At 52.4% G+C, this 23,496-nt stretch carries 17 protein-coding genes and 1 pseudogene; 9 read left to right on the top strand and 9 right to left on the bottom strand.

The window, feature by feature from the left end; genetic code table 11:
- Positions 1–28 precede the first annotated feature (28 nt).
- Positions 29–2,092 carry an AsmA family protein gene (locus AB3G37_RS00725; protein ID WP_369789407.1) on the bottom strand — a complete coding sequence of 688 codons (2,064 nt, stop codon included), beginning with the start codon at positions 2,090–2,092 and terminating at the stop codon, positions 29–31.
- A gap of 248 nt (positions 2,093–2,340) precedes the next feature.
- On the opposite strand from AB3G37_RS00725, the gene AB3G37_RS00720 reads away from it, so the two are divergent.
- Entirely contained in the window at positions 2,341–3,276 is a 936-nt protein-coding gene (locus AB3G37_RS00720) for a sugar kinase (protein ID WP_009635603.1), read from the top strand.
- 149 nt (positions 3,277–3,425) lie between these two features.
- Here AB3G37_RS00720 and AB3G37_RS00715 read toward each other — a convergent pair whose 3' ends face one another.
- The 8 genes and pseudogenes from AB3G37_RS00715 to dppA all read right to left on the bottom strand — a co-directional run bounded on the left by AB3G37_RS00715 (position 3,426) and on the right by dppA (position 13,782).
- Positions 3,426–4,967: a M16 family metallopeptidase gene (locus tag AB3G37_RS00715; protein WP_369789406.1), complete on the bottom strand. Its 1,542-nt coding sequence runs from the start codon at positions 4,965–4,967 to the stop codon at positions 3,426–3,428.
- A gap of 395 nt (positions 4,968–5,362) precedes the next feature.
- Complete coding sequence (locus tag AB3G37_RS00710; protein WP_009635601.1) at positions 5,363–6,643, bottom strand: dicarboxylate/amino acid:cation symporter; 1,281 nt, start codon at positions 6,641–6,643, stop codon at positions 5,363–5,365.
- A 527-nt stretch (positions 6,644–7,170) separates the two neighbouring features.
- A pseudogene (locus AB3G37_RS00705) lies at positions 7,171–7,887 on the bottom strand (HAMP domain-containing protein); the annotation flags it as partial.
- A gap of 198 nt (positions 7,888–8,085) precedes the next feature.
- On the bottom strand, positions 8,086–9,102 hold the full coding sequence (dppF, locus tag AB3G37_RS00700; protein ID WP_369789405.1) for a dipeptide ABC transporter ATP-binding subunit DppF: 1,017 nt from the start codon (positions 9,100–9,102) through the stop codon (positions 8,086–8,088).
- Positions 9,092–10,114 (bottom strand): dipeptide ABC transporter ATP-binding protein, encoded by a 1,023-nt coding sequence (gene dppD / locus AB3G37_RS00695; RefSeq protein ID WP_009635598.1) that lies wholly within the window; start codon positions 10,112–10,114, stop codon positions 9,092–9,094. Before dppD ends, dppF begins: the two co-directional genes overlap by 11 nt.
- Positions 10,115–10,124: 10 nt before the next feature.
- Positions 10,125–11,039, bottom strand: coding sequence for a dipeptide ABC transporter permease DppC (gene dppC, locus AB3G37_RS00690; protein WP_369789404.1), 915 nt, complete (start codon positions 11,037–11,039; stop codon positions 10,125–10,127).
- A gap of 10 nt (positions 11,040–11,049) precedes the next feature.
- Complete coding sequence (gene dppB / locus AB3G37_RS00685) at positions 11,050–12,069, bottom strand: dipeptide ABC transporter permease DppB (protein WP_009635595.1); 1,020 nt, start codon at positions 12,067–12,069, stop codon at positions 11,050–11,052.
- A 105-nt stretch (positions 12,070–12,174) separates the two neighbouring features.
- Entirely contained in the window at positions 12,175–13,782 is a 1,608-nt protein-coding gene (gene dppA / locus AB3G37_RS00680) for a dipeptide ABC transporter periplasmic-binding protein DppA (protein WP_009635594.1), read from the bottom strand.
- An 813-nt stretch (positions 13,783–14,595) separates the two neighbouring features.
- Here dppA and AB3G37_RS00675 point away from each other — a divergent pair.
- The 8 genes from AB3G37_RS00675 (at position 14,596) to AB3G37_RS00640 (ending at position 23,469) form a co-directional block, all read left to right on the top strand.
- Positions 14,596–15,513 carry a LysR family transcriptional regulator gene (locus tag AB3G37_RS00675; RefSeq protein WP_009635593.1) on the top strand — a complete coding sequence of 306 codons (918 nt, stop codon included), beginning with the start codon at positions 14,596–14,598 and terminating at the stop codon, positions 15,511–15,513.
- A gap of 202 nt (positions 15,514–15,715) precedes the next feature.
- Positions 15,716–17,167, top strand: a complete 1,452-nt coding sequence (locus AB3G37_RS00670) for a M20 family metallopeptidase (RefSeq protein ID WP_369789403.1) — start codon at positions 15,716–15,718, stop codon at positions 17,165–17,167.
- Complete coding sequence (locus AB3G37_RS00665; RefSeq protein WP_369789402.1) at positions 17,167–18,798, top strand: ABC transporter substrate-binding protein; 1,632 nt, start codon at positions 17,167–17,169, stop codon at positions 18,796–18,798. Before AB3G37_RS00670 ends, AB3G37_RS00665 begins: the two co-directional genes overlap by 1 nt.
- Positions 18,799–18,834: 36 nt before the next feature.
- Positions 18,835–19,917 carry an ABC transporter permease gene (locus tag AB3G37_RS00660; RefSeq protein ID WP_369789401.1) on the top strand — a complete coding sequence of 361 codons (1,083 nt, stop codon included), beginning with the start codon at positions 18,835–18,837 and terminating at the stop codon, positions 19,915–19,917.
- Positions 19,918–20,063: 146 nt separating this feature from the next.
- Positions 20,064–20,849, top strand: coding sequence for an ABC transporter permease (locus tag AB3G37_RS00655; RefSeq protein WP_237712980.1), 786 nt, complete (start codon positions 20,064–20,066; stop codon positions 20,847–20,849).
- Complete coding sequence (locus AB3G37_RS00650; RefSeq protein ID WP_369789400.1) at positions 20,842–21,708, top strand: ABC transporter ATP-binding protein; 867 nt, start codon at positions 20,842–20,844, stop codon at positions 21,706–21,708. The genes AB3G37_RS00655 and AB3G37_RS00650 overlap by 8 nt, the downstream gene beginning before the upstream one ends.
- Positions 21,709–21,779: 71 nt before the next feature.
- A complete protein-coding gene (locus AB3G37_RS00645) occupies positions 21,780–22,517 on the top strand; it encodes an ABC transporter ATP-binding protein (protein ID WP_037377659.1) in 738 nt (245 codons plus the stop codon).
- 16 nt (positions 22,518–22,533) lie between these two features.
- Positions 22,534–23,469, top strand: a complete 936-nt coding sequence (locus AB3G37_RS00640; protein ID WP_369789399.1) for a serine hydrolase domain-containing protein — start codon at positions 22,534–22,536, stop codon at positions 23,467–23,469.
- Positions 23,470–23,496 lie beyond the last annotated feature (27 nt).

Here is a 23,496-nt window from a genome sequence, read left to right as displayed (position 1 = left end):
ATCGACTCAAGATGTGAAGCATGAAGGCCTATTTAGCGGCCTTCATTTTTTGCAGGATAGCGCCACACTGGTTCGATTCATTGTCGCTCGGCGAAATCAGCGCCAACAGCGCCGCCGCGGGTGCCACAATCGCCCCTAAAGCCACCGCTGCTGCGCCACGAGCAATCAATGGCCCCGGTTTTACCCCTGCATCAGGACTTTTAAAGGTCCCGCGCACGTAGAGCGGAGAACGTAGAGTCAGCACTCGCAGGCCTTTGCTTTCTGGGTCAATCGACAAATCCAGACGCTCATTGGCAAAGTTTGTGGTGCCGCTGATATTGATTACGGCATTTTCTGTATCGAATACCAGCAGGCTTGGCCGCGCCAGACCGCTCTTGATATTCACGTCGGCTGCTGCACAGTTGATCGCGACTTCATCATCGCCAAATAGTTTGGCAACCACGTAGTTACCGACATTCAGGCCCGCAATCTCCATCAAACCACGGCTGATAACGCCGTCGTTAATCAACAGTTTCATCTCACCGTTACTGGTTCCGAGCAGTGCCGCTACTGAGTTACCGGTGCCGGAAAGCTTGGCATCGCCGTTAAGCTGACCCAGGCTTTTCTTCATCGATTGCACATTAGGCACCAACTCTTTTAGCTGCAAACCACGGGCGTGCATATCAACTCGGCCCTGCATCGGCGATTTATCACCCTCGAGTCTGACAGTAGAATTCAGACTGCCGCCAGCAAATCCGAAGCGCAGCGGATCTAGCAGCAGGTCGCCGTCATTTAATTTGAGATGGGTATTCAAATCGCTTAGCGGCAGAGACTTGCCGTGCTCGATGCGCTTGGCGCTGAATTTCACATCGGCATCCATCACACGCCAACTCTTGGTATCAAATTTCTCAACCGGCAGGACTTTGTCGGAAGGCTGACGGGTCGTTTCACCACGTTTGGCTTTATCCGTATTGGAATCGGCACCGATAAGCGGCGCGAGATCGGCAAAGCGCAGCTGGTTGGAAGACAGCTCGCCGTTCAAACTAGGACGCGGCTTGCTGGCGGTGTAGGTCAGGGAACCATGGATATCGCTGTCGCCAATCTCGCCGTTAAAGCCCTGATATTGGAATTTAGCACCGTTTTTATCGTGTAACTCAGCGATAAGGTGCCCGTCAGTTTCATACGGCGGAGTCTGCGGTAACAGCACGCCAGTCAGGCCATAAAGATCGGACAGCGTTTGCCCGGAGAATTTCAGCCGTAAATCTAGCGCCCCTAAATTTAGCGGATCGGTTAACGTTCCGGCGACCACTACACGAGTTTTACCCGAGCGTACATCGGCCTGGAGTGGGAAACGCGCATCCGGGTCCTGCAAGGCCAGCATGCCGCCAATCTTGCCGTCGCCCGACAGTGGCTCCCCTTTGTATTTACCATCAACCTTCCAGCCAAACACATAGTCCGGAGTATAAGGTTTGCCCTTGTCTTTGCTGTTTTTATCGGTTTGTTTGCCGGTCACCTCAACATAGGGCAATGGCTTGCCCAACGGATCAATTACCGCACGAAAATCGGCTTTAAGAGTCGCGTCCTTGAAATCGATTTGCCCACGGTCGAACACAATGTCATTCATTTTGAACGACCAGGCGGAAGGCGGCTGATTAGTATCTTTGCTGTCGCTATTGGCGAGATTAAAGGTCCAGTTATTTTTGCCATCGGCAAGGCGGATAAGCGACGCGTCGGGTTGTTTCAACCAGATACGAGGGATTAAAACTTCTTTATCGAGCAGCGCCAAGGGAGACAGACTGGCGTCAACGCGCTGTAAATGCACCATGGGTTTATCGCCGGGAACATCTTCCGGGTTACCCAATACAATATCTTCGGCATGGAGATGCGGCCATGGCACCCAGGCGCGCCACCCGCCTTCATCTTTTTGACGCGACCAATCAACGCCTAAATCACCCTTAATGGCGAAGGGTCGGTTCAGTTCAGTCGATACTTTCTGGTTAATCATGGGTTTCAGGCGGTTCCAGTCGAATAGCGCTATAAAAATAATGATAGCGACTACCAGAATGACCAGTATTCCAGCCGTCCAACTCAGCGCTTTTCCTGTGCGTGTCATAGGTGCGTTCCTGTCAGACAATTATTTGAAAAGTTTAATTAAAGATAGTTGAGAATGTGGGTCGGTGCACGGCGACGCGGTCAGAGGAGCATTTCTGTGAGCAAAAGCCCACAAATGAATTCAAGAACTTCGAGACGTCTTGGAAAATACTAAAACGTTGTTTTATTTCTATTGACTGAAACTTCACCTACGAAGAGACTAGAACGTATCTTATTTAAACCCTACTGAATGACTGACAGGCGCGCATAATGACTATAAAAAATATTGCCGTAATCGGCGAATGCATGATCGAGCTCTCACAAAAAGGCGATTCATTAAACCGAGGTTTTGGTGGCGATACGCTTAATACTGCGGTTTATATTGCTCGTCAGGTTAATGACGAGGAGCTGAAGGTGCATTACGTTACGGCACTCGGCACTGACAGTTTTAGCAATGAGATGCTGGCCGCCTGGCAGAAAGAAGGGGTTGAAACAGATCTTGTGCAGCGTCTGGAGAATAAATTACCGGGACTGTACGTAATTGAAACCGATCCTGCCGGCGAGAGAACCTTCTATTACTGGCGCAATGATGCCGCTGCACGTTACTGGCTCAATGGCCCGGACTCCGAAGCGCTGTGCGAGAAGCTGGCAGATTTTGATTATCTTTACCTCAGCGGGATAAGCCTGGCTATCCTGAGCGACGATAATCGTGCTCGGCTCATGGCATTGCTCAACAAGTGTCGCGGACGCGGCGGTAAGGTAATTTTTGATAACAATTACCGGCCACGCCTTTGGGAAAGTAAAGAACAGGCCCAGAGGGCCTACATGGATATGCTTTCCTATACTGACATCGCGTTCCTGACCCTCGACGATGAAGACCTGCTATGGGGTAAACAGCCCTTTGAGAAGGTGATAGCTCGGACCCATGCCATTGGAGTGAGCGAAATTGTGATAAAACGCGGGGCAGAAAGCTGCATAGTTTCGGATAGCGAAGCTGAAGAGTTTGAGATCCCGGCTGTTTTGCTGGAGAAAGACAAGGTAATCGACACCACTGCGGCGGGAGATTCTTTCAGTGCGGGGTATCTGGCCAAGAGGCTGACTGGTGCAAATGCCGTTGAATCGGCACAGTGCGGGCATCTTACCGCCAGCACTGTTATTCAGTATCGCGGGGCAATTATCCCGCTAGCCGCTATGCCTTCTAAATAGCTCTGTGATTTAAATAGCTAACCCTTTAATAAACGAAAACAGGCAACCCACGCTTTTAAAAAGTGATGGCTGCCTGTTATAGGGCGCTGAAATCAGACACAAGGCATCTATATAAAACGCCTTCAAGACTTTACGCGCCAAACTTTCGCTTACTGAACCGTAGTCGAACTGCCTGAACCCGCCGAAGTTGAAGCCTGGGAGGCATCGGTACTCGGTGGAGCATCCGCTGGTGTCGCTGCCGTAGGTACTACGATCGAGTCATAGGTATCCTGAAGCGTTTTCACACTCAGCTCAGCTTCGCCTTTAGGCTGTACCAGCATCATTGAAGGGTCATGCGACAGCTGCTGTTTCAGCTCCTGATTAAAATCAGGCAGCGTAAGGGTCGACAAAAATGCCTGGCGCAGTTTTTGATACTGCTCCGGGGCGATATCTACCACGCCATTTTGCTGTGAACGCAGGCGCTGGCTCATTAATACACCGGTATCGGTACGCGCATAGATGGCGAATAGCTGACCGAGCTGGTCTTTCTTCTGAGCAACCAGCGCGTCAAACTCAGCCTGTGACAGGCCGTTATCGCGGACTTTAACCAATTCGCCAGCCAGGCGTTTTAACGCTGGCTGAATCGCCTCCTTAGGCGCCTCCATACGAACTGCGCATTGCGCATGCTGGTATTGCACACGGCAATCAAAGCCAAGCGCGGGTTGAATCGAGCCACCGTCTTTGGATTCTTTGCTGTCAGCTGGAGTTTTCAGCGCCTGCTGCAAGTGCAGGAACAGCGCCTCACGCGCCAGATCGCTGCGCCAGTAAGCATTTAGCGCTGGTGAATCTTGGATAGGTTGCCACGGCATGCTCCACATCAGTGAAAGCCGGTCCTGAGTTAATGAGGGATCAAACGTCGACATCACTTTTGGCGCAACATCAGACAAAGTTGGCATCGTTTGTGGTATTTGGCGACTGCCTTTTAACGACGCGAAGGCACTTTTTATCTGCTCGGCCATGGCGCGGCTATCTACGTTACCCACGACGTAGAGTGTCATCACGTCTGGGGTGTACCACTGGTGGTAGAACTTGCCGAGATCGGCCGCTTTCACAGTTTTGGCTGGCAACAGTTCCGGGCTGTGTCCAACCAGCGTCGAGCCGCCAATACGGTAACGCCACCAGCCATCGCCAGAGTCAGACGGCACTGAATCGATCGGGTCCTGTGGAGCCTGCCAGGCGGCATGCAGAGAATCTGGAGTGACCACCATTTTGCCGCCGGTATCAACCAACCAGTGCAACGCCGACTTAATCAAATCAGGGCGGCCGTTCGGCAAACTCAAGTTGTAGGAGGTAAAGTCGTAGGACGTGACTGCGGGTGACATCGGGCGTTGATTATCAATCGCCTGTTGCCAAAAAGACTGGAGCTGAGCAGTGGTAAAACCTTCACTGCGGATTAATGCCAGGCGCGGTAAAAAGTGCGCGAAGCCTTGCTGCTGCGGATTTTCTGCCAGCGATCCGGTACGAACGACTAATCTCAGTTCGATGCGATCGTTGGGACGCTGCGGCGTAGTAAGCAATTGCCAGTTAAAGCCGTTATCCAGTTTACCCTGTTGCCAGGCCGGATCGGGTTGTAATGCTTCGGCCTGCACGTTGCTGTAAGCCGAAGCCAACAACAACCCACCAAGGAGTAAGCGAATTCTGGTGCCCTGCATGTTAACCCCTACATAATAACTCTACCCCTCGTATAGGCATCCAAGGTGATGCAAACTACGGGGGTAAATCCAATTTTCAATAATCAAATCTTGCTCTTACCCTATTCACAGGCGGCAAGCTCGAATGCAATAAACGAAAACGGCGAGTGCAGCACTGTGTTAGACAGCATAACTTCGCATATGTCGCGGGCAACAATGAAAAAAATGCCCTCAGGGCTGGCTTTCATAACGGCCTGGCCGTTTTCGAGATTCGGGATGGAGAGTGTTTATAGGTATATTATGAAGATAATCCATCGCTTACATCAAGCAAGCGGTGGATTAAAAGAGAAATTAGCTTCAAAAGAGGCCATTTTAATAAAAATGGCCATCTTAAATAACTGAAATACGGGGAATAATTAGGCAGCCTTGTCGACAGGCAGCGCCGTTTTACCAGAAAGGGTGTCATTCAGCTGTTTTTCATCAAGCTGGTCACACCATTTCGCTACTACGATAGTCGCCACACCGTTGCCGACCAGGTTAGTCAACGCACGCGCTTCCGACATAAAGCGGTCAATACCGAGAATCAGTGCCAAACCGGCAACTGGCAGATGCCCAACCGCAGAAAGCGTTGCCGCCAGCACGATAAATCCGCTGCCCGTCACGCCAGCCGCCCCTTTTGAGGACAACAGCAGCACCACCAGCAGGGTAATCTGATGCCAGATATCCAGATGCGTGTTGGTTGCCTGCGCAATAAACACCGCCGCCATGGTCAGATAGATAGACGTTCCATCGAGGTTAAACGAGTAGCCGGTAGGAATAACCAGCCCCACCACCGATTTCTTGCAACCCAGTTTCTCCATCTTGTCGAGCATGCGCGGCAGTGCCGATTCTGATGAAGAAGTACCCAGTACGATCAGCAATTCTTCTTTGATGTAGTTAACAAACTTGAAGATATTGAAACCGGTAAATCGCGCGATCAGGCCGAGAACCACCACGACAAAAAGCACGCAAGTCAGGTAGAAGCAGAGGATCAGCTGACCTAGCTGTACCAGCGACCCAACGCCGTATTTACCGATGGTAAAGGCCATGGCCCCGAATGCACCGATAGGAGCAAGGCGCATGATCATGTTGATGACGCCAAAAATCACCTTCGAGAAGCTGTCGATGAAGTTAAACATCAGTTGGCCTTTGTCGCCCAGGCGGTGCAGGGCAAAACCAAACAGAATCGCGAACAGCAGAACTTGCAGGATATTCCCGCTGGCAAACGCGCCAATCACACTGTTAGGAATAATATCTAACAGGAATGGAATAATCCCCTGGCTCTGCGCCTGTTCGGCATAAACGGCCACCGCTTTGGCATCAAGCGCCGCCGGGTCAACATTCATTCCGGCACCAGGCTGCACGACGTTGACGATAATCAACCCGAGTATCAGCGAGATAGTGCTAACGATTTCAAAATAAAGTAAAGCAATCGCACCAGTACGGCCGACCGCTTTCATGCTTTCCATCCCTGCAATACCGGTAACCACAGTACAGAAGATTACCGGAGCAATAATCATTTTGATCAGTTTGACAAAGCCATCACCCAACGGCTTCATCTGCGCCCCCAGCTCTGGATAAAAGTGCCCCAGCAATACCCCGAGGGCTATCGCAGTCAACACCTGGAAATAAAGACTCTTAAATATTGTTGTTTTCATTTATACGGCCATCCTGTAGTGAAAGTATCCCCAAAGATTTCAAGACGCTGGAACGAAACGTCCCGAAAGACGGAGGGTACATCGCCATACATATACAGCAGTCGAGCGCATAGCGACAGCCGGAAAATAACACCGACATAACAGGATGGAAATAAATTGTTTCGTTTGGCAATCATTGTTGTTAGAAAAGGTGAACTGAAAGGATTCAGCTAAAAAATTAAATAAATATTAATATTAATTGAAGCCAGTAATCAAGCGGCTTTGCGGGGTGTTTGAGGGGTTATGAATTTGTGTTTCAACGAGGAGAAATTTTGTTGCAAAATTCCCCGCTGTTTTGGCGGCTGAAATTACATTTTATTGTCCAGAATTAACGTTATTGAACAATAAACATCCGCCTCTGGCCTGAGTTCAGCAACTTCAGCTTTTATAGGATTCTCAATTCGGACAGTATGATCAGAACATTACTGCTCTGATTCTGAAGGTTCAGCGGGTGCAGTGGCAGAATCAGTGCGATCGTGCTTTTCCTGCAAAGCTTTAAGGGCTTTATCCAGCAGCTGCTGATTGCGATTATAACTGCGGATTAGCAGGCCCAGCTCGTCGTCATTGTGGCGAGGTCGTTCGGCGAGCTGATGATAATGCACGCTGCTTTCAGGTAGGGCTTCCAGTTCACGAGCAATAGCGCGTAAAGGGTGAATAATCAAACGGTTAATACACCAGCTAATCGCAATTGACAGGATCAATGCCAGCAGTAAATACGTCGTCACCATGGTGGAAAGCGTACTGACAAAAAACTGGAACATACGATAAGGGTCGGCCTGCAAAACCAGATAAGCCAGCGGTTTTGCCGTTTCGGAAGTCGCCGCCGGAGAATAAAGCGGAACGGTGACTTTGATAGGCAGATCAAAGCTTTTCATCACCCATTCCGGTACTGAACGCCCTTCGGGGAAATGGGTGCTCAGCGTGGAAATCTGACTTGGCAGCACGACATTGGCACGATTGAGGATCCCAACCGGTCGTAGCGTATTGAGAATGTGCTGGGTTTCCTGGAAATTGGCATCAACCACCGACTGAGCTAACGGCCTGACAACAGAATGGGCAATATTTTCCAGCTGTTGGCCGTAGTCCTCCCTCCGCTGTTCAACAAAGTGAAACAGCTGGATGGCGATAAAAAAGCAGATTGTCACCAGAGCCACGCCGGACACTGCTGCCATCTGTTTAATCGTTAATGAACGCCTTACCCGCAACATATTTCTCCACTGATTATCCCCAAAAGCTCACGAAAAGCATGATAGCAGCTAGCAGGCACTGGTGCAGTAACGCTGTTTTGCGAAAATGCGCAGCAGTATAGGTGGAGTATTTCCAATAAATACAAAGATTAATCGAGGAGTCTGACGAGAAGTTCGCCGGTCAGAGACCCGACCGGCGAGAGGGAACTGTCTGAATTATCCGTGAGTAGCGGTATTTTCCTGCTCGTCCTGATCGACGGCAAAGCAGGCCACCAGCTGATCACCGTACTGCTTCAACTGTGGCTGAACCTGCGTACAAGTGCTGAAAGCACGACGACAGCGGGCGTTAAACGCGCAGCCGGCCGGCGGATTCAGTGGGCTTGGCAATTCGCCAGTAAGCTTGATGCGCTCACGGCGGTCGTCAGGATTCAGTCGCGGCGTTGCCGATAGCAGAGCCTGAGTATAAGGATGACGCGGATTACTGAATACCGCCTCTTTCGAGCCCTTTTCCACGCAACGCCCGAGATACATCACCATCACTTCATCGGCGATGTGCTCAACCACTGAAAGATCGTGCGAAATAAATACGTACGACAGCCCGAGATCCTGCTGTAGGTCCATCATCAAGTTTAATACCTGCGCACGAACGGAAACGTCCAGCGCCGACACGGGTTCATCGGCGATCACGACGTCCGGGTCCAGCATCAGGCCACGAGCGATAGCAATACGTTGACGCTGTCCACCAGAAAACATGTGCGGATAACGGTCGTAATGCTCAGTTTTCAGACCTACTTTTGCCATCATAGCCAGAGCTTTTTCGCGGCGTTCAGCACTGCTCAATTTGGTATTAATCAGCAGCGGCTCTTCCAGAATCTGCCCGACTTTCTTACGCGGATTCAATGAACCGTAAGGGTTCTGGAACACGATCTGGATTTTCTGGCGACGCAGCTTTTCAGCGGTGACGTCTGGCTTGAGCAGGTCCTGCCCCTGATAATAAAGTTCGCCGTGGGTCGGCACTTCAATCATGGTCAATAGCCGGCCCAGCGTGGATTTACCACAGCCTGATTCTCCCACTACGGCCAGAGTCTTGCCGCGTTCAAGTTCGAAAGAGACGCCGTCCAGAGCCTTTACTGTGCGTTCAGGCTTAAACATCCCGCCTTTCACCGCATAGTGTTTTTTCAGATCGATAGCCTTCAGCAGCGGCTGCTTTCCGGTGGTGTGATTAAGACTCATAGGTTGGTCTCCCGGCATCATCCAGCGGATAATGACATTTGGACTGGCGGCCCGGTTCGCCTTGCAAAGCAGGCTCCTCTTTACGGCAGCGATCGTTGGCGTAAGGGCAGCGCGGGTTCAACAAACAGCCATTTGGACGGTCATATTTGCCCGGCACCACGCCTGGCAGAGACTGCAAGCGCGCCTTGTCGGTGGAAAACTCCGGCAGCGAACGTAGCAGCGCCTGGGTATAAGGATGACGAGGCGCGCGGAAAATCTCGGCTGCAGGACCGGTCTCTACCACTTGCCCGGCGTACATGACGATAATGTGATGCGCCGCTTCGGCGACCAGCGCTAAATCATGGGTGATCAGCATCAGCGCCATATTTTCTTTCTGTTGCAGTTCCAGCAACAGCTCGATAATTTGCGCCTGAATAGTGACATCGAGAGCGGTGGTTGGCTCATCGGCAATCAACAGTTTGGGCCGACAGGCAATCGCCATAGCTATCATCACGCGCTGGCTCATCCCACCGGAAAGTTGGTGCGGATAAACATCGAGACGTGACGCCGGGTCAGGAATACCGACCAGATTAAGCAGATCGATAGTGCGCTGACGACGCGTCTTTTTGTTGCCGCCCTGATGCACCTTGATAGCTTCCATGATCTGGAAACCCACGGTGTAGCAAGGATTTAGGCTGGTCATCGGGTCCTGAAAAATCATCGCCACTTCAGAGCCGACGATTTGCCGACGCTGCTTCTCGCTGATGCCCTGTAAATTTTGACCACCAAACTCCAGGGTATCGGCCATCACCTTGCCGGGGAAATCGATTAAGCCCATCAATGCCAGCGAGCTGACGGACTTACCTGAGCCAGATTCGCCCACGATACCGACCACTTCCCCCTGTTTGACGGTATAACTGATGCGGTCCACGGCGCGAAAAGGTGTGCCCTGATCGCCAAAGTGTACCGACAGCTTATTTACGGTGAGCAGCGTTTTGCCCACTGGTACATCTTGAATTATTGTCGCTTCCATCTCTCGCCCCTTACTGCTTGAGTTTCGGGTCGAGGGCATCACGCAAGCCATCTCCCATCAGGTTAAATGCCAATACCGTCAGCAGAATGACCACGCCAGGGAAGGTCACGACCCACCAGGCGCTTTGCGCGAACTGCAACACATCGGAAAGCATTGTGCCCCACTCGGGCGTTGGCGGCTGTGCGCCCATGCCCAGGAAGCCGAGAGCCGCCATGTCGAGGATGGCGTTGGAGAAGCCGAGTGAGGCCTGCACGATCAGCGGAGCCAGACAATTGGGCAAAATGTTCACAAACATCTGACGCGTTGCACTCGCCCCGGCCACGCGGGAGGCAGTCACGTAATCGCGATTGACCTCAACCAGCACCGCAGCGCGAGTTAAACGAACATAGTGCGGCAAGGCGACAAAGGTCAGCGCCAGCGACGCATTGACAATCGAAGGGCCAAAAATTGCCACCAGCACCAGAGCCAGCAGCAGGCTCGGCAGTGCCAGCATGATATCGACTACGCGCATGATGATTGCATCGACCACGCCGCCGTAATAACCCGCGAACAGGCCAAAGATCACGCCAAAAATCAGTGAAAGAACCACCACCAGACAGCCGACCAGCAGCGAAAGACGCGCGCCGTACATCAGGCGAGTCAGGATATCGCGGCCAACGTCATCGGTGCCCAACAGGAATTTCCAGCTGCCGCCATCCATCCAGACCGGCGGTTTCAGCAGCGCATCGCGGAACTGTTCAGCCGGGCCATGAGGAGCCAGCACATTTGCGCCGATAGCCAATACCAGCATGATGATGATGTAAACCAGACCGGTAACGGCCCCTTTGTTTCGCTTGAAGTAGTGCCAAAACTCACGCATTGGCGGCATGGGCGTCGGTGCGCCCGTAACCAGTTCTCCGGCGACAGGTTCAGTAACTTGAGTCATTGTGCGCCTCTTATTTCTTGTGACGAATACGCGGGTTAACAATGCCGTACAGCACGTCCACCAACAGGTTAACCAGGATAATTAGCGTGGCGACCAGCAATACACCGCCCTGCACTACCGGATAGTCGCGGCGCTGCAAAGCCTCTATCAGCCAGCGTCCGACGCCCGGCCAGGAGAAGATGGTTTCAGTCAGGATCGCGCCGCCAAGCAGCGTACCGACCTGCAAACCAATCACTGTGACCACCGGCAGCATGGCGTTACGCAGGGCGTGCACCACGATAACTCGCATGCGACTCACACCTTTGGCGCGGGCAGTGCGGATGTAGTCCTCGCCGAGAACTTCAAGCATCGAAGAACGCGTCATACGCACAATCACCGCCAAGGGGATGGTGCCGAGCACAATCGCCGGCAGGATCATGTGCATCACCGCATCTTTGAAGTCGCCCGGCTCGCCCCAGATCAGGGTATCTATCAGCGCAAAACCGGTCAGCGGTTTACTGTCATCCAGGAAGACGGTATCGCTTATTCGCCCGGAAACGGGCGTGATATTCCAGTGAACCGAGACCAGCATGACCAGCATGATCCCCCACCAGAAAATCGGCATCGAATAGCCGGTCAGGGAAATCCCTACCGCCGTATGGTCAAATACCGATCCTCGTTTTACCGCCGCCAGCACGCCCACCGGGATACCGACAATCACCGCGAAAATCATCGCGCAGATCCCCAGTTCCAGTGTCGCCTCAAAGCGTGGAATGAATTCGTGCCATACCGGCGTATGACTGCTCAACGACATGCCCAGATCACCGTGCAGCACACCGTCCACATAATGGAAATATTGTTGATAAAGAGGCTTGTCGAGCCCCATTTCTGCCATTAGCTGAGCGTGGCGCTCAGGAGAAACACCGCGTTCACCGGCCATAATCGTTACGGGGTCGCCGGGGATCAGGTGCACGAAGGCAAAGGTCAGCAAAGTAATGCCGATAAACGTTGGGATCACTAACCCCAAACGTCGGAGTATGAACTGCAGCATATCCCGTACTCTCTGTATAAAATGCCCGGGGAACCGTAGCTCTCCGGGCTTATTGTTAGCTCACATTGCTTTAACGAACAACGACCTGATTCATTTCTACATCAATTACTTAATATCGACATTTTCAAAGTGGTGCTTGCCAAGTGGATCGACTACATAGCCGATCACATCTTTACGCACTGGCTCGTAAACGGTGGAGTTGGCAATGATCAGAGCCGGAGCCTGGTCATGCATGATCACCTGAGCCTGTTTGTAGAGCGCAATACGTTTGTCGTGATCAGATTCAGCACGGGCTGGCTGAATCACGTCTTCAAACGGCTTGTAACACCATCTTGAGTAGTTGGAACCATCTTTGGCAGCCTGGCAGCTGAACAGAGTAGCGAAGAAGTTATCCGGGTCCCCATTGTCGCCGGTCCAGCCCATCATCACAGTCTGGTGTTCGCCGTTTTTAGCACGCTTGAGGTATTCGCCCCACTCGTAGGTAACAATATTGGCTTTCACACCGATTTTCGCCCAGTCAGCCTGAATCATCTCAGCCATACGACGCGCGTTCGGGTTATAAGGACGCTGAACCGGCATCGCCCACAGGTCGGTAGTAAAACCGTTTGGCAGGCCCGCTTCTTTCAGCAGTTCTTTCGCTTTCGCCGGGTCATACGGATAATCTTTAACGTCGTTGTTATAGCCCCACATTGTTGGTGGGATCAGGTTTTTAGCCGCCTGGCCAGCGCCCTGATAAACAGCTTCGATAATTGCTTTCTTGTTCACGGCCATGGTCAGCGCCTGACGAACTTTCACGTCATCCAACGGTTTTTTCTGGGTATTAAACGACAGATAACCCACGTTCAGACCTGGTTCTGACATCAGGTTGATTGAGGTGTCTTTTCTCATTGCCGCCAAATCTGCAGGGTTTGGATAGGCCATGACCTGGCACTCATTTTTCTGCAATTTAGCGTAACGGATTGAGGCGTCAGGCGTGATGGAGAAGATCAGGCGATCCAGTTTAGGCTTCACGCCCCAATAGCCTTTGAATGCGGTGTACAGAATGCGTGAGTCTTTCTGGTACTGCATCATCTGGAACGGACCGGTACCGATTGGGTTCAGGTCGATTTTTTCTGGCGTACCGGCTTTCATTTCATCATCGGCATATTCAGATGACATGATCGACGCGAAATCCATCGCCATATCGGCCAGGAATGGTGATTCAGGATGGTTCAACACGAACTGGACAGTGTGATCGTCAACTTTAACGATTTTACTGATCAGATCGCCCATGCCCATACCGTCGAAGTATTCGTAGTTGCCGCCCGATACCTTGTGGTAAGGGTTAGAGGCATCTTTTTGACGGTTGAACGAAAACAGTACGTCGTCAGCGTTGAAATCACGCGTTGGTTTGAAATCTTTGCTCGACTGCCACTTCACGCCGGAACGAAGATGGAAAGTATAAGTTTTACCATCGGCACTGACGTCCCACTTCTCGGCCAGACCAGGAACGATTTCGGTTGTCCCGGTTTTGAATTCAACCAAACGGTTATAAATTGGTACGGAGCTAGCGTCGTAAGTCGTACCCGAAGTGAAAAGCTGCGGGTTAAAGCCTTCTGGCGAGCCTTCAGAACAATAAACTAACGTTTTTGCCTGAACGCTGGCTGCCACGGTTAGCGCAATCAAACCCATACTGAACTTCAGCAGGCCTGATTTTCCCAAGGAAATTCTCATCGCTTTTGCTCCATCTATAATGGTGATGTGGATGTGTGTTGTGTTTCAGCTCACCTCACCCTTTATTTTTTATTTACGGGTGAGAGTGTTTGTCTGGTAGCTGCAGAAGTGATTTTCAGACGTGTGACCGACGCCACCAGAGAGCTTTGGGGGGAAACATTTGCACCAAAAAAGGGTGCAAATAATTACCGGATGAATCTTCTGGTCAATCCTGTTCACATCAATTTGGCAACTCTCTCCGGCGTCGTCAATATAACGCACAGGCTTTTACAAAGACTGTGAGTAACAGCAAACAAACATAAAAAAACAGCCAATTAACATTTACAGGATTAATATTTAGTCATAAGCCATTACCTCAGGACATACAACTAATTTCCACCAAATAACCAGCACATTACGCCAAATAAAAAGTCTAAAAAATCTGCGACAAAAGGAGATTATCTGAACGGTTATTTTTTAAATTTGGGTAATTGGCAGCTGATCGTGCTGAAAGCTACCTCTAAAGAGGTGCCCGAATTGAGGTTATTTTATTCATCAAAGAAACCGTTACGCATTAGAAAAAGTAATTTGCACCGTTGAGGTGCAATAAAAGCCCGTAACGATGCAGGTTTGTTTTTTATACACCGGAATAAAATGCTCAGAACCGTAAATTTAAGAGGATGTTACCGATTATTAATACAGTGGCGCGTTTGTTGCATTATTTATCCCTTCTTAAAAATAGCTAATTTCTGCCGTCGCCTTTTCTTATTGAGCCTTAAAACGTCTCATCTCTCCCGTAGATATGTTCGCCATAACTAGCCAGGGGTTTGTTATATGGAACTAAAGTGGTTTGAAGATTTTTTGAGCGTTTCGCACTGTTACAGCTTCACTCGCGCAGCCGGGGAACGCAACATTACTCAGTCAGCGCTAAGCCGCCGTATTAAACAGCTTGAAGAATGGCTGGGGGTGCCGCTGTTTGACCGTAAAACTTATCCGATCCGACTGACGCCAGAGGGGCAGGAATTTCTCACCACTGCCTCGGAGATGGTGTTTTCACTCACTCAGCTGCGCGGGGAATTGCGCGAACGCCACATGCAAAAAAGTTCGATTTTGCATTTCGCCTCACTGAACACGCTGGCGCAAACCTTTTTTCCGGACTGGATAAACAAGGTTGATCCGACCCACCAGTGCGGCTGTATACGGCTTTCCGACCATCCCCCTTCTTTCGCTGGCAACATTGCCCTGCTGCTGGACGGCAAAACCGACTTTCTGCTGACTTACACCCATGATTCAGTGGCTCTGATGAAACAGCTTGAACGTTTTCCTTATATTGAACTTGGCAAAGAACTGGCGATTGCCGTCTGCGCGCCCGATAGCGACGGTAAACCACTGTATCCGATTGCCGAAAAAGGCATGCCGACGCCGTTTCTTAGCTATGGAAATCGCTCATTCTTTGGTCACGCACTCAGTGCCCTGTTCGCCATACGTCCTTTGCCGCTGAAACCGATTTATGAAAATCCCATGTCCAGCGGATTAAAGGCGATGACTATTTCCGGCTGCGGCGTTTCCTGGTTACCGGCCAGCCTGATCAAATCCGAACTTTCCAGCGGAGTACTGACTCGAGCCGCCGATCGTAGCTGGGATATTCAAACCAATATTCGCCTTTACCGTCTTGAAAAGTCTCGCAATATTCAGGCTGAGAATCTTTGGAACAAAGCAAGAAAACTCCATACTGCTCAAGCGGTTGCCTGATCCTTTCTTTCCGGCCTGCGGGTCGGAATCCCCTTCTTCTTGAAATCAAAATCGTAACATAGACTTTTCTGGTCCTGATCTATGCAATTTTGGAATGAGGCATCCCAAACTCTCATTGGACCTTTGCCCACGCTGAACACATTCTGAACAAACCCGCTTGATTTTGTTATCCGTCACCGCAGCCCGGTATAAGGAATCCACAGTGAAAAGTGAATCTACGCAGCAGAAAGAGTTGGTCTGGAGTTTGGTCGATGCCAAGAAAGCCCTGTTCACCGCTCTGAGTGACAGAGTCTGGGGCATGCCAGAAATTTGCTATACCGAGTACCGTTCAGTGGCCGAACATACTGCCATGCTGAAGGAACAAGGTTTTATCGTGACCGAAAACATTGCAGGAATTCCGACTGCGGTCATGGGAGAAGCCGGAAAAGGCGGGCCGATTATCGCTATTTTGGGCGAGTATGATGCATTGCCGGGCCTGAGTCAGGTCGCCGGAGTCGCTCATCAGGAACCTTTACCGGGCAATGGTCACGGTCACGGCTGCGGCCACAATCTGCTAGGTTCCGCCGCCATGTTGGCTGCTACCGCGCTAAAAGACTGGCTGGCCGAGACCGGAACGCCGGGCCGTGTCCGCTATTACGGCTGCCCGGCAGAAGAAGGCGGTGCGGCAAAATCCTTTATGGCTCGCGCCGGTGCCTTTGACGATGTCGATATCGCCATCACTTGGCACCCGGCCGCTTTTACTGAGGTCGCCCGCGCCGAATCACTGGCCAACACTCGAATGGATTTTGTGTTCCACGGCCGTGCCTCTCACGCCGCTGCGGCTCCACACTTGGGGCGCAGCGCGCTTGACGCCGTGGAGCTGATGAACGTCGGCGTTAACTATTTACGCGAGCACGTTCCTTCCGACTCCAGAATTCACTACGCGATGCTCGACTCCGGCGGCATTGCACCCAACGTGGTACAGGCCCGTGCGGCAGTGCGCTACGCCATCCGCTCCCGCGACGTCCACGCTATGTTCGACCTCAATGAGCGAGTCAAAAAGGTTGCCAATGGCGCGGCAATGATGACCGAAACCAAGGTTGATATCAGCATTATGAGCGCCGTCGCCAACCTGCTTGGCAATGAGCCGCTGGAGCAGGCTATGCAGCGCAACTTTGAACTGCTGGGGCCGCTGGAATTTGACGAGGCCGATAAAGCCTTTGCCGCAGAAATTCAGGCGACGCTCAGCCCGGAAGATCTCAGCAGCGCCTATCGTCGTATCGGGATCAAAAAACCCCAGCAAACCTCCCCTCTTTGCGAATTTATCGTGCCTCTGGAGGCCGCGGGCGAGCTGATGCTCGGCTCAACTGACGTTGGCGATATCAGCTGGAAAATACCGACCGTACAGGCTCATGTGCCCACCTATGCCATCGGCACACCTGGCCATTCCTGGCAGCTCACCGCTCAGGGAAAAATGCCTGCGGCCCATAAAGGCCTGGCCTATGTTGCGAAAATCATGGCCGCTACCGCCATCGACACACTGACCGATAAAGTCTTGCTGGCACAGGCGAAAACCGCGCATTTCGAACTCACCGCCGAAACGCCTTACGTTTGCCCGATCCCGCTTGAGGTTAATCCACCGCTGCAACCGCGCCCGTCAGGGGAGCAGGCATAATGAAAAATACTCGAAAAGCAGCCGTCATCGTTCGAAAGCGTTTATTGCCGATGCTGATTGGTTTAACGCTGGCCGGAGGCGTAATGCCGATAGTCGCGCAAGCCGCAACGCCGCCAGATTCGCTGGTAATGGCCTGGAATATCGATGCCATTAGCACCTTTGACCCGGCGCAAATCGGCGAGGTGGTGACCAATGAAATCATCCAGAATACCTGTGATTCGCTGGTAGATTTCGATCCGAAAGACGAGTCGAAAGTCATTCCATTACTGGCTAAAAGCTGGGACGTCTCTGCTGACCGTATGACCATCACCTTCCATTTACACAACGGGCTGGTGTTCCCGTCGGGCAATAAAGGCAGCGCCAAAGATCTGGCGTGGTCGTTGCAGCGAGTCGTACTGCTCGGCTTCGGCAATTCGGCCACGCTGACCGAATACGGCTTCACCAAGGACAATGTGAAAGAGCGAATCACCGCACCGGACGACGACACCCTGGTAATGAAGCTCGATAAACCTTATCCGACCAATCTGGTGTTGCAGGCCATCGCCGCCAACGATGTCGCGATCACGCTGGATAAAACGCTGGTCGAGAAAAACGCCGTCGGCGACGACATGGGTAATAAATATCTCACCACTCACACCGCCTGTATCGGCCCTTACCAATTGACCCGCTGGAATGCCGGAGAGGGTTTGGTGCTGCAAGCCAATGAAAACTATTACGGCACCAAGCCGAAATTGCAGCGCATTTTAATTCGTCACGTCGCCGAAACCGGCACCCAGCGACTGCTGCTAACCCAGGGAGACGTCGATATTGCCCGCGATCTAGCGCCGGATGACCTGCGCGATTTAGATAAAAGCGGCAAAGTGAATATTGAGAAAGTGCTGAAACCGCAGCTGTTCTTCTGGACCATGAACGCCGAAGACCCAATTTTCAAAAATCCAAAGGTGCGGCTGGCAATGCGCTACCTGATTGATTATCAAGGGCTTGCTTCCACAGTAATGCCGTATCTCGGCGTGCCGCGTGCCAGCTTTGTTCAGCTCGGGGCCTTTGGTGCGCTGGATAAACAACAGGGTCAGCCGTTCAAATTGGATTTGGCCAAGGCGAAACAGTTGCTGACCGAAGCGGGTTATCCAAATGGTTTCTCTGCCAAAATTTATATTGGCACCCTGCCACACTCGGCGCCTATTGCGCAGAACACTCAGGAAAATGCGGCGAAAATCGGCGTAAAACTGTCAATTGAGAGCATGGCCAATGCCCAATTGTTCAGCCGCGTACGCGGACGTGAATTCCAGAGCGCCATGATGGCCTGGCAAACCTCAGTGCCGGATGCCTACGGTAATGCCTCGCGGCTGGTAGCCAACCCGGACAACAGTAAAGAGGCCAAGAAAACCCAGTATCCAAGCTGGCGCGCCTCCTACTTTGATCCGGCTATGAATAAACAGGTCAACGCTGCACTGTTGGAGCCGGACGACCAAAAACGCATCGCGCTCTACCACCAGCTACAGGAAGAACAGATGCAGCAAGGCCCGTTCGCCATCATGTTCCAGATGTATAACACCGCAGGTCTGAATAAGAACGTGAAAAACTGGACCTGGAACGGGTTCCGCGTTTATTACGCCGACGCGTCGAAATAACTATCGCCGCCACTCTGGCATAACGGAGGACTACCGATGTCGCTGATTGATTCCACTGCGGGCGCGCACCCCGCAGATCCGCTGCGCGTCAGGGTGCTTGAACAGGCCACCGCGTTGCTCAAACTGCTGGTGTCGGTAGCCGTTACCCTGCTGGGGCTGGCGGCACTGACCTTCTTTATTGGTCGGTTGCTACCTATTGACCCGGTAGTTTCCGTGTTGGGAGATAACGCCAGCCAGGAAGCCTATCAAAAAATGTATCACCTGTTGGGGCTTGATAAGCCGCTGTGGGAACAATTTTTGATGTATCTGAAAAATGTCTGCATGCTGAATTTTGGCACCTCGCTGACCACTGGGCATCCGGTAAGCGAGGACATCGCCCGCGTGTTTCCTGCCACTATCGAGCTGGCCAGTCTGGCGGCAATTATCGGTACCTGTCTGGGCATTCCGGCGGGCGTATTATCGGCGATGTATCGCAATACCTGGTTCGATCACTGCATTCGGTTCATCGGTTTACTCGGCCATTCGGCACCCAATTTCTGGCTGGGGTTGATGGGGCTGGTGCTGTTTTACGCCACGCTGGGCTGGATCGGCGGGCCAGGACGCATTGATTTTATGTATGAGTTCGACGTTCATCAGGTTACCGGATTTTATCTGATTGATACCGCTATCGCCGGAAACTGGGAAGCATTTCGCAACGTTTTCAGCCACCTGATTTTACCCGCGTCGATTCTTGGCCTCAGCGGTTTGTCTTACATCAGCCGCATGACCCGCAGTTTCATGATTGAACAGCTGTCGCAGGAATACGTGATCACCGCACGAGTCAAAGGATTGTCTTGGGCACGTAGCGTGTGGGTACACGCTTTCCGCAATGTGGCGGTGCAGGTGGTGACAGTGGTGGCGCTTTCGTATGCATTTTTACTCGAAGGTGCAGTATTAACTGAAACTGTCTTCGCCTGGCCGGGCTTTGGCCGTTACCTGACCAACGCCATGCTGGCTGGGGACATGAACGCCGTAGTCGGCTGTTCGCTGCTGATCGGCGTGATTTTCGTCGTGCTAAACCTTATCTGCGACCTGCTGTATCGAATTTTCGATCCGCGCACCCGCCAGGAGCAATCATGACAGATTCTGCGAAAACCCAGGTTGACCGCTCTGCCCGTCGCTCACTACGCAGCTGGCTAGACGCGCCCATTCCTTCCACGCCCTGGCAGGCAAGGGTTCAGCAAAGCCTTGGCCAATGGCGACGCTTTCGACGCAACACTTCGGCGATGTTTGGTCTAATCGTCATCGTGATCATCGCCTTCGCGGCAATCTTTGCCCCTTGGCTGACCACCCATAATATTTATGCCCAAAATCTGCAAATTCGCCTGGCTCCACCAAGCCACGAATATTGGCTTGGCACCGACGAGCTGGGCCGCGATATCTTCAGTCGACTGATTTATGGCGCGCGTATCACGCTCTACATCACCTGCCTGAGCGCGCTGATTGTCGGGCCGATTGGCCTGCTGGTCGGCACTATCGCTGGCACCGTTGGCGGCTGGACCGATACCGTGCTGATGCGCATCGTAGATATTTTCCTCGCCTTCCCCAGCCTGATTTTGGCGTTGGGGTTCGTGGCGGCGCTGGGTCCGGGTATCGAAAACGCCATTATCGCAATTTCGCTCTCCGCATGGCCTCCCATCGCCCGTCTGGCAAGGGCAGAAGCCTTGTCGATTCGTAAAATGGACTATGTCGCGGCGGTGCGTTTGCAGGGCGCCTCGCAAATGCGCATTATTCTGCGACACATTATCCCGATGTGCCTGCCGTCAGTCGTGGTGCGCCTGACGCTGAATATGGCGGGAATTATCCTTACTGCATCGGGCCTCGGCTTTCTCGGCCTTGGCGCGCAGGCACCCAGCCCGGAATGGGGCGCGATGCTGTCATCAGGTCGCCAATTCATGATGACTAACTGGACGATTGCCGCGATCCCCGGCCTGTCGATTCTTTTCACCAGCCTGGCGTTTAACCTGTTTGGTGACGGCCTGCGCGACGTATTGGACCTGCGACATGACTGAAAAATTGCTGGAAGTCGAGAATCTGAACGTGGTGTTCAAAGGCCATCGTCAGGATCATCACGCCGTGCGCGATATTTCTTTTTCCGTCGGGCGTGAAAAGGTCGCGATTGTCGGCGAGTCCGGTTCCGGCAAGTCGTTGACCGGACGTTCGCTGTTAAAACTCACTCCGCGCGGCGCTACCGTTAGTGCAACGAAAATGCGTTTCGGTGATATCGATCTTTTAAAATCCTCGGAACGTGAAATGCGCAAGATCCGAGGAAAAAGGATTTCGATGATCATGCAGGATCCGAAATTCTCGCTGAATCCGCTGATGCGGGTGGGTTATCAAATTACCGAAGCCTATCGCATACACTTTAGCGTCAGTGAAAAGGACGCACGGGCCAAGGCGATGCAGATGCTGGAAGCGGTAAACATTCGCGATCCGCAGCGGGTTTTCGAGCTTTATCCACACGAAATTTCCGGCGGTATGGGGCAGCGCATCATGATTGCGATGATGCTAATCCCTGAACCGGATTTGATCATTGCCGACGAACCCACTTCAGCCCTCGATGTCACGGTGCGCCAGCAGGTACTTTCCGTGCTCGACGCATTGCTTGAACGCCGTAAAACCGGGCTGCTATTTATTACCCACGACCTGAGCCTGGTCTCAAGCTTTTGTGACCGTGCGCTGGTGATGTACGCCGGACGTATTCTCGAAGAAATCGCCGCCGACCAGCTGCATCTCGCTAAACATCCTTATACCCGCGCCCTGCTGGCGAGCCAGCCTGACTTGCATCATCCGGTAGATATGCTGTCGATCCCCGCTCGTGATCCCGCCTGGTTGACCGGCCCGGTGTATCGCTATGGAGAAGCCCTATGAATAGTTTGGCCGAAGAAGCTAAACCCATGTCAGGTGAAGAGGCCAAGGCCGTCCCGCTGGCAGCCGACCGAATGATTGAAACCGTAGATTTAAGCATCGCTTTCGGAAAAGGCCATCGCCGACGTTTGATTGTCGATAAAGTTTCCTTGAACATTGCGCGCGGTGAAAGCTACGGGCTGATTGGCGAATCGGGCTGCGGAAAATCGACCATTTTACGCACCCTGACCGGGCAGAATACTCAGTACGATGGCGCGATACTTTATCAAAATCGTGAACAGCATCCGGTGCGCGATAAAGCCTATTATCGGCAAATCCAGATGGTATTTCAGGACCCCTACGCCTCGCTGCATCCGCGAAAAATGGTCTATCACACGCTGCTCGAGCCGCTGGTCATCCACGGTATGGACCGCCGCGAGGAGCGCATCAGCGATGTCCTCACCTCCCTCGGTCTTAGCGACGCTTTTCGCTACCGCTACCCGCACCAGCTTTCTGGTGGTCAACGCCAGCGCGTTGCTCTCGCCCGCGCGCTGATTATCGAACCCCAGGTGCTGCTGCTGGATGAGCCAACTTCTGCGCTGGACGTTTCAGTCCAGGCCGAAATTCTTAACCTGCTGAAAACCTTGCGCCGCCAGCGCAATCTGACCTATCTGATGGTGACTCACGATTTAGCCGTGGTCACGCACTTGTGTGACCGCGTGGCGATAATGCATCAGGGAAAACTGCTGGAAGAGATGACCGCGGACGAGATCCGTCGCGGCGCGGCAACCCAGCCTTATACACAACAATTTTTGGCGGCGAGCAGCCACTAAGCTTCAGGACACATCCATGACTCACAATTTAATGCCCCGAAACGGATGGGAAGGGTTGCTGCGGCTGTGTGAAAGCAGCCAATGCGATGCGCTGCTGGTGATTCAGGGCGGCGAGACGCGTTTTACTTACGGCGATATGCAGCAGCGTTTTCTTTGTCATTCAATGCGTAAAAGCTTTCTCAGCGCGCTGATTGGCATTCAGGTGGCGCAGGGAAATTTTGATTTATCGCTGACTCTGGCCGAACTTAAAATCAATGATATCGACCCGCTGAGCGAGGTTGAACTCAGCGCCACGCTGTACGATTTACTGGTCGCTCGTTCAGGAATATTTCATCCGGCCAACTATGAAACTCCGTGGATGACGCGCATCAAACCGCCGCGTCACAGCCAGCCGCCGGGGTGCCTGTGGAGCTATAACAACTGGGATTTCAATGCGCTGGGCACTGCCTTTCGGCAAATGACCGGCTTGGATATTCATCAGGCTTTTCTCGAGCAAATCGCCCGGCCATTGGGAATGCAAGATTACCGCTACAGCAACGAACGCCGAGATGGCTGGCTGGAATCTGCCGAAAAATCGCAGCATCCCGCTTATCCGTTCCGGCTTTCAACACGCGATTTAGCCCGCTTTGGTCAGCTTTATTTGCAGCAGGGAATGTGGGGCGGCAAAGAAATTCTGCCCGCCTCCTGGGTTCGCCAAAGCCTGATGCCCTATTCCGACGCGGGCGATCGCGGCGCCTATGGCTACATGTGGTGGCTGGCTCGTCAAGGCATCGCCTTCCCCGGCTGTGAACTGCCAGAAGGCAGCTTTTATGCCTACGGCGCGGGCGGGCATTACTGCCTGGTGATGCCTGCGCTGGACGCCGTGGTGGTTCACCGCGTGAACACTGACATCGCAGGGCGCAGCGTCAATCGGTTCCAGGTCGGCAAACTCATGGACCTGTTACTTTCCTGAATTTCATAACAATTTAAGCAGGTATCA

It is taken from the genome of Rouxiella sp. WC2420 (genome assembly GCF_041200025.1).
Taxonomy (GTDB): Bacteria; Pseudomonadota; Gammaproteobacteria; order Enterobacterales; family Enterobacteriaceae; genus Rouxiella.
The sequence above is the reverse complement of the archived record's forward strand: the minus strand, read 5'-3'. Positions and strand labels throughout refer to the sequence as shown.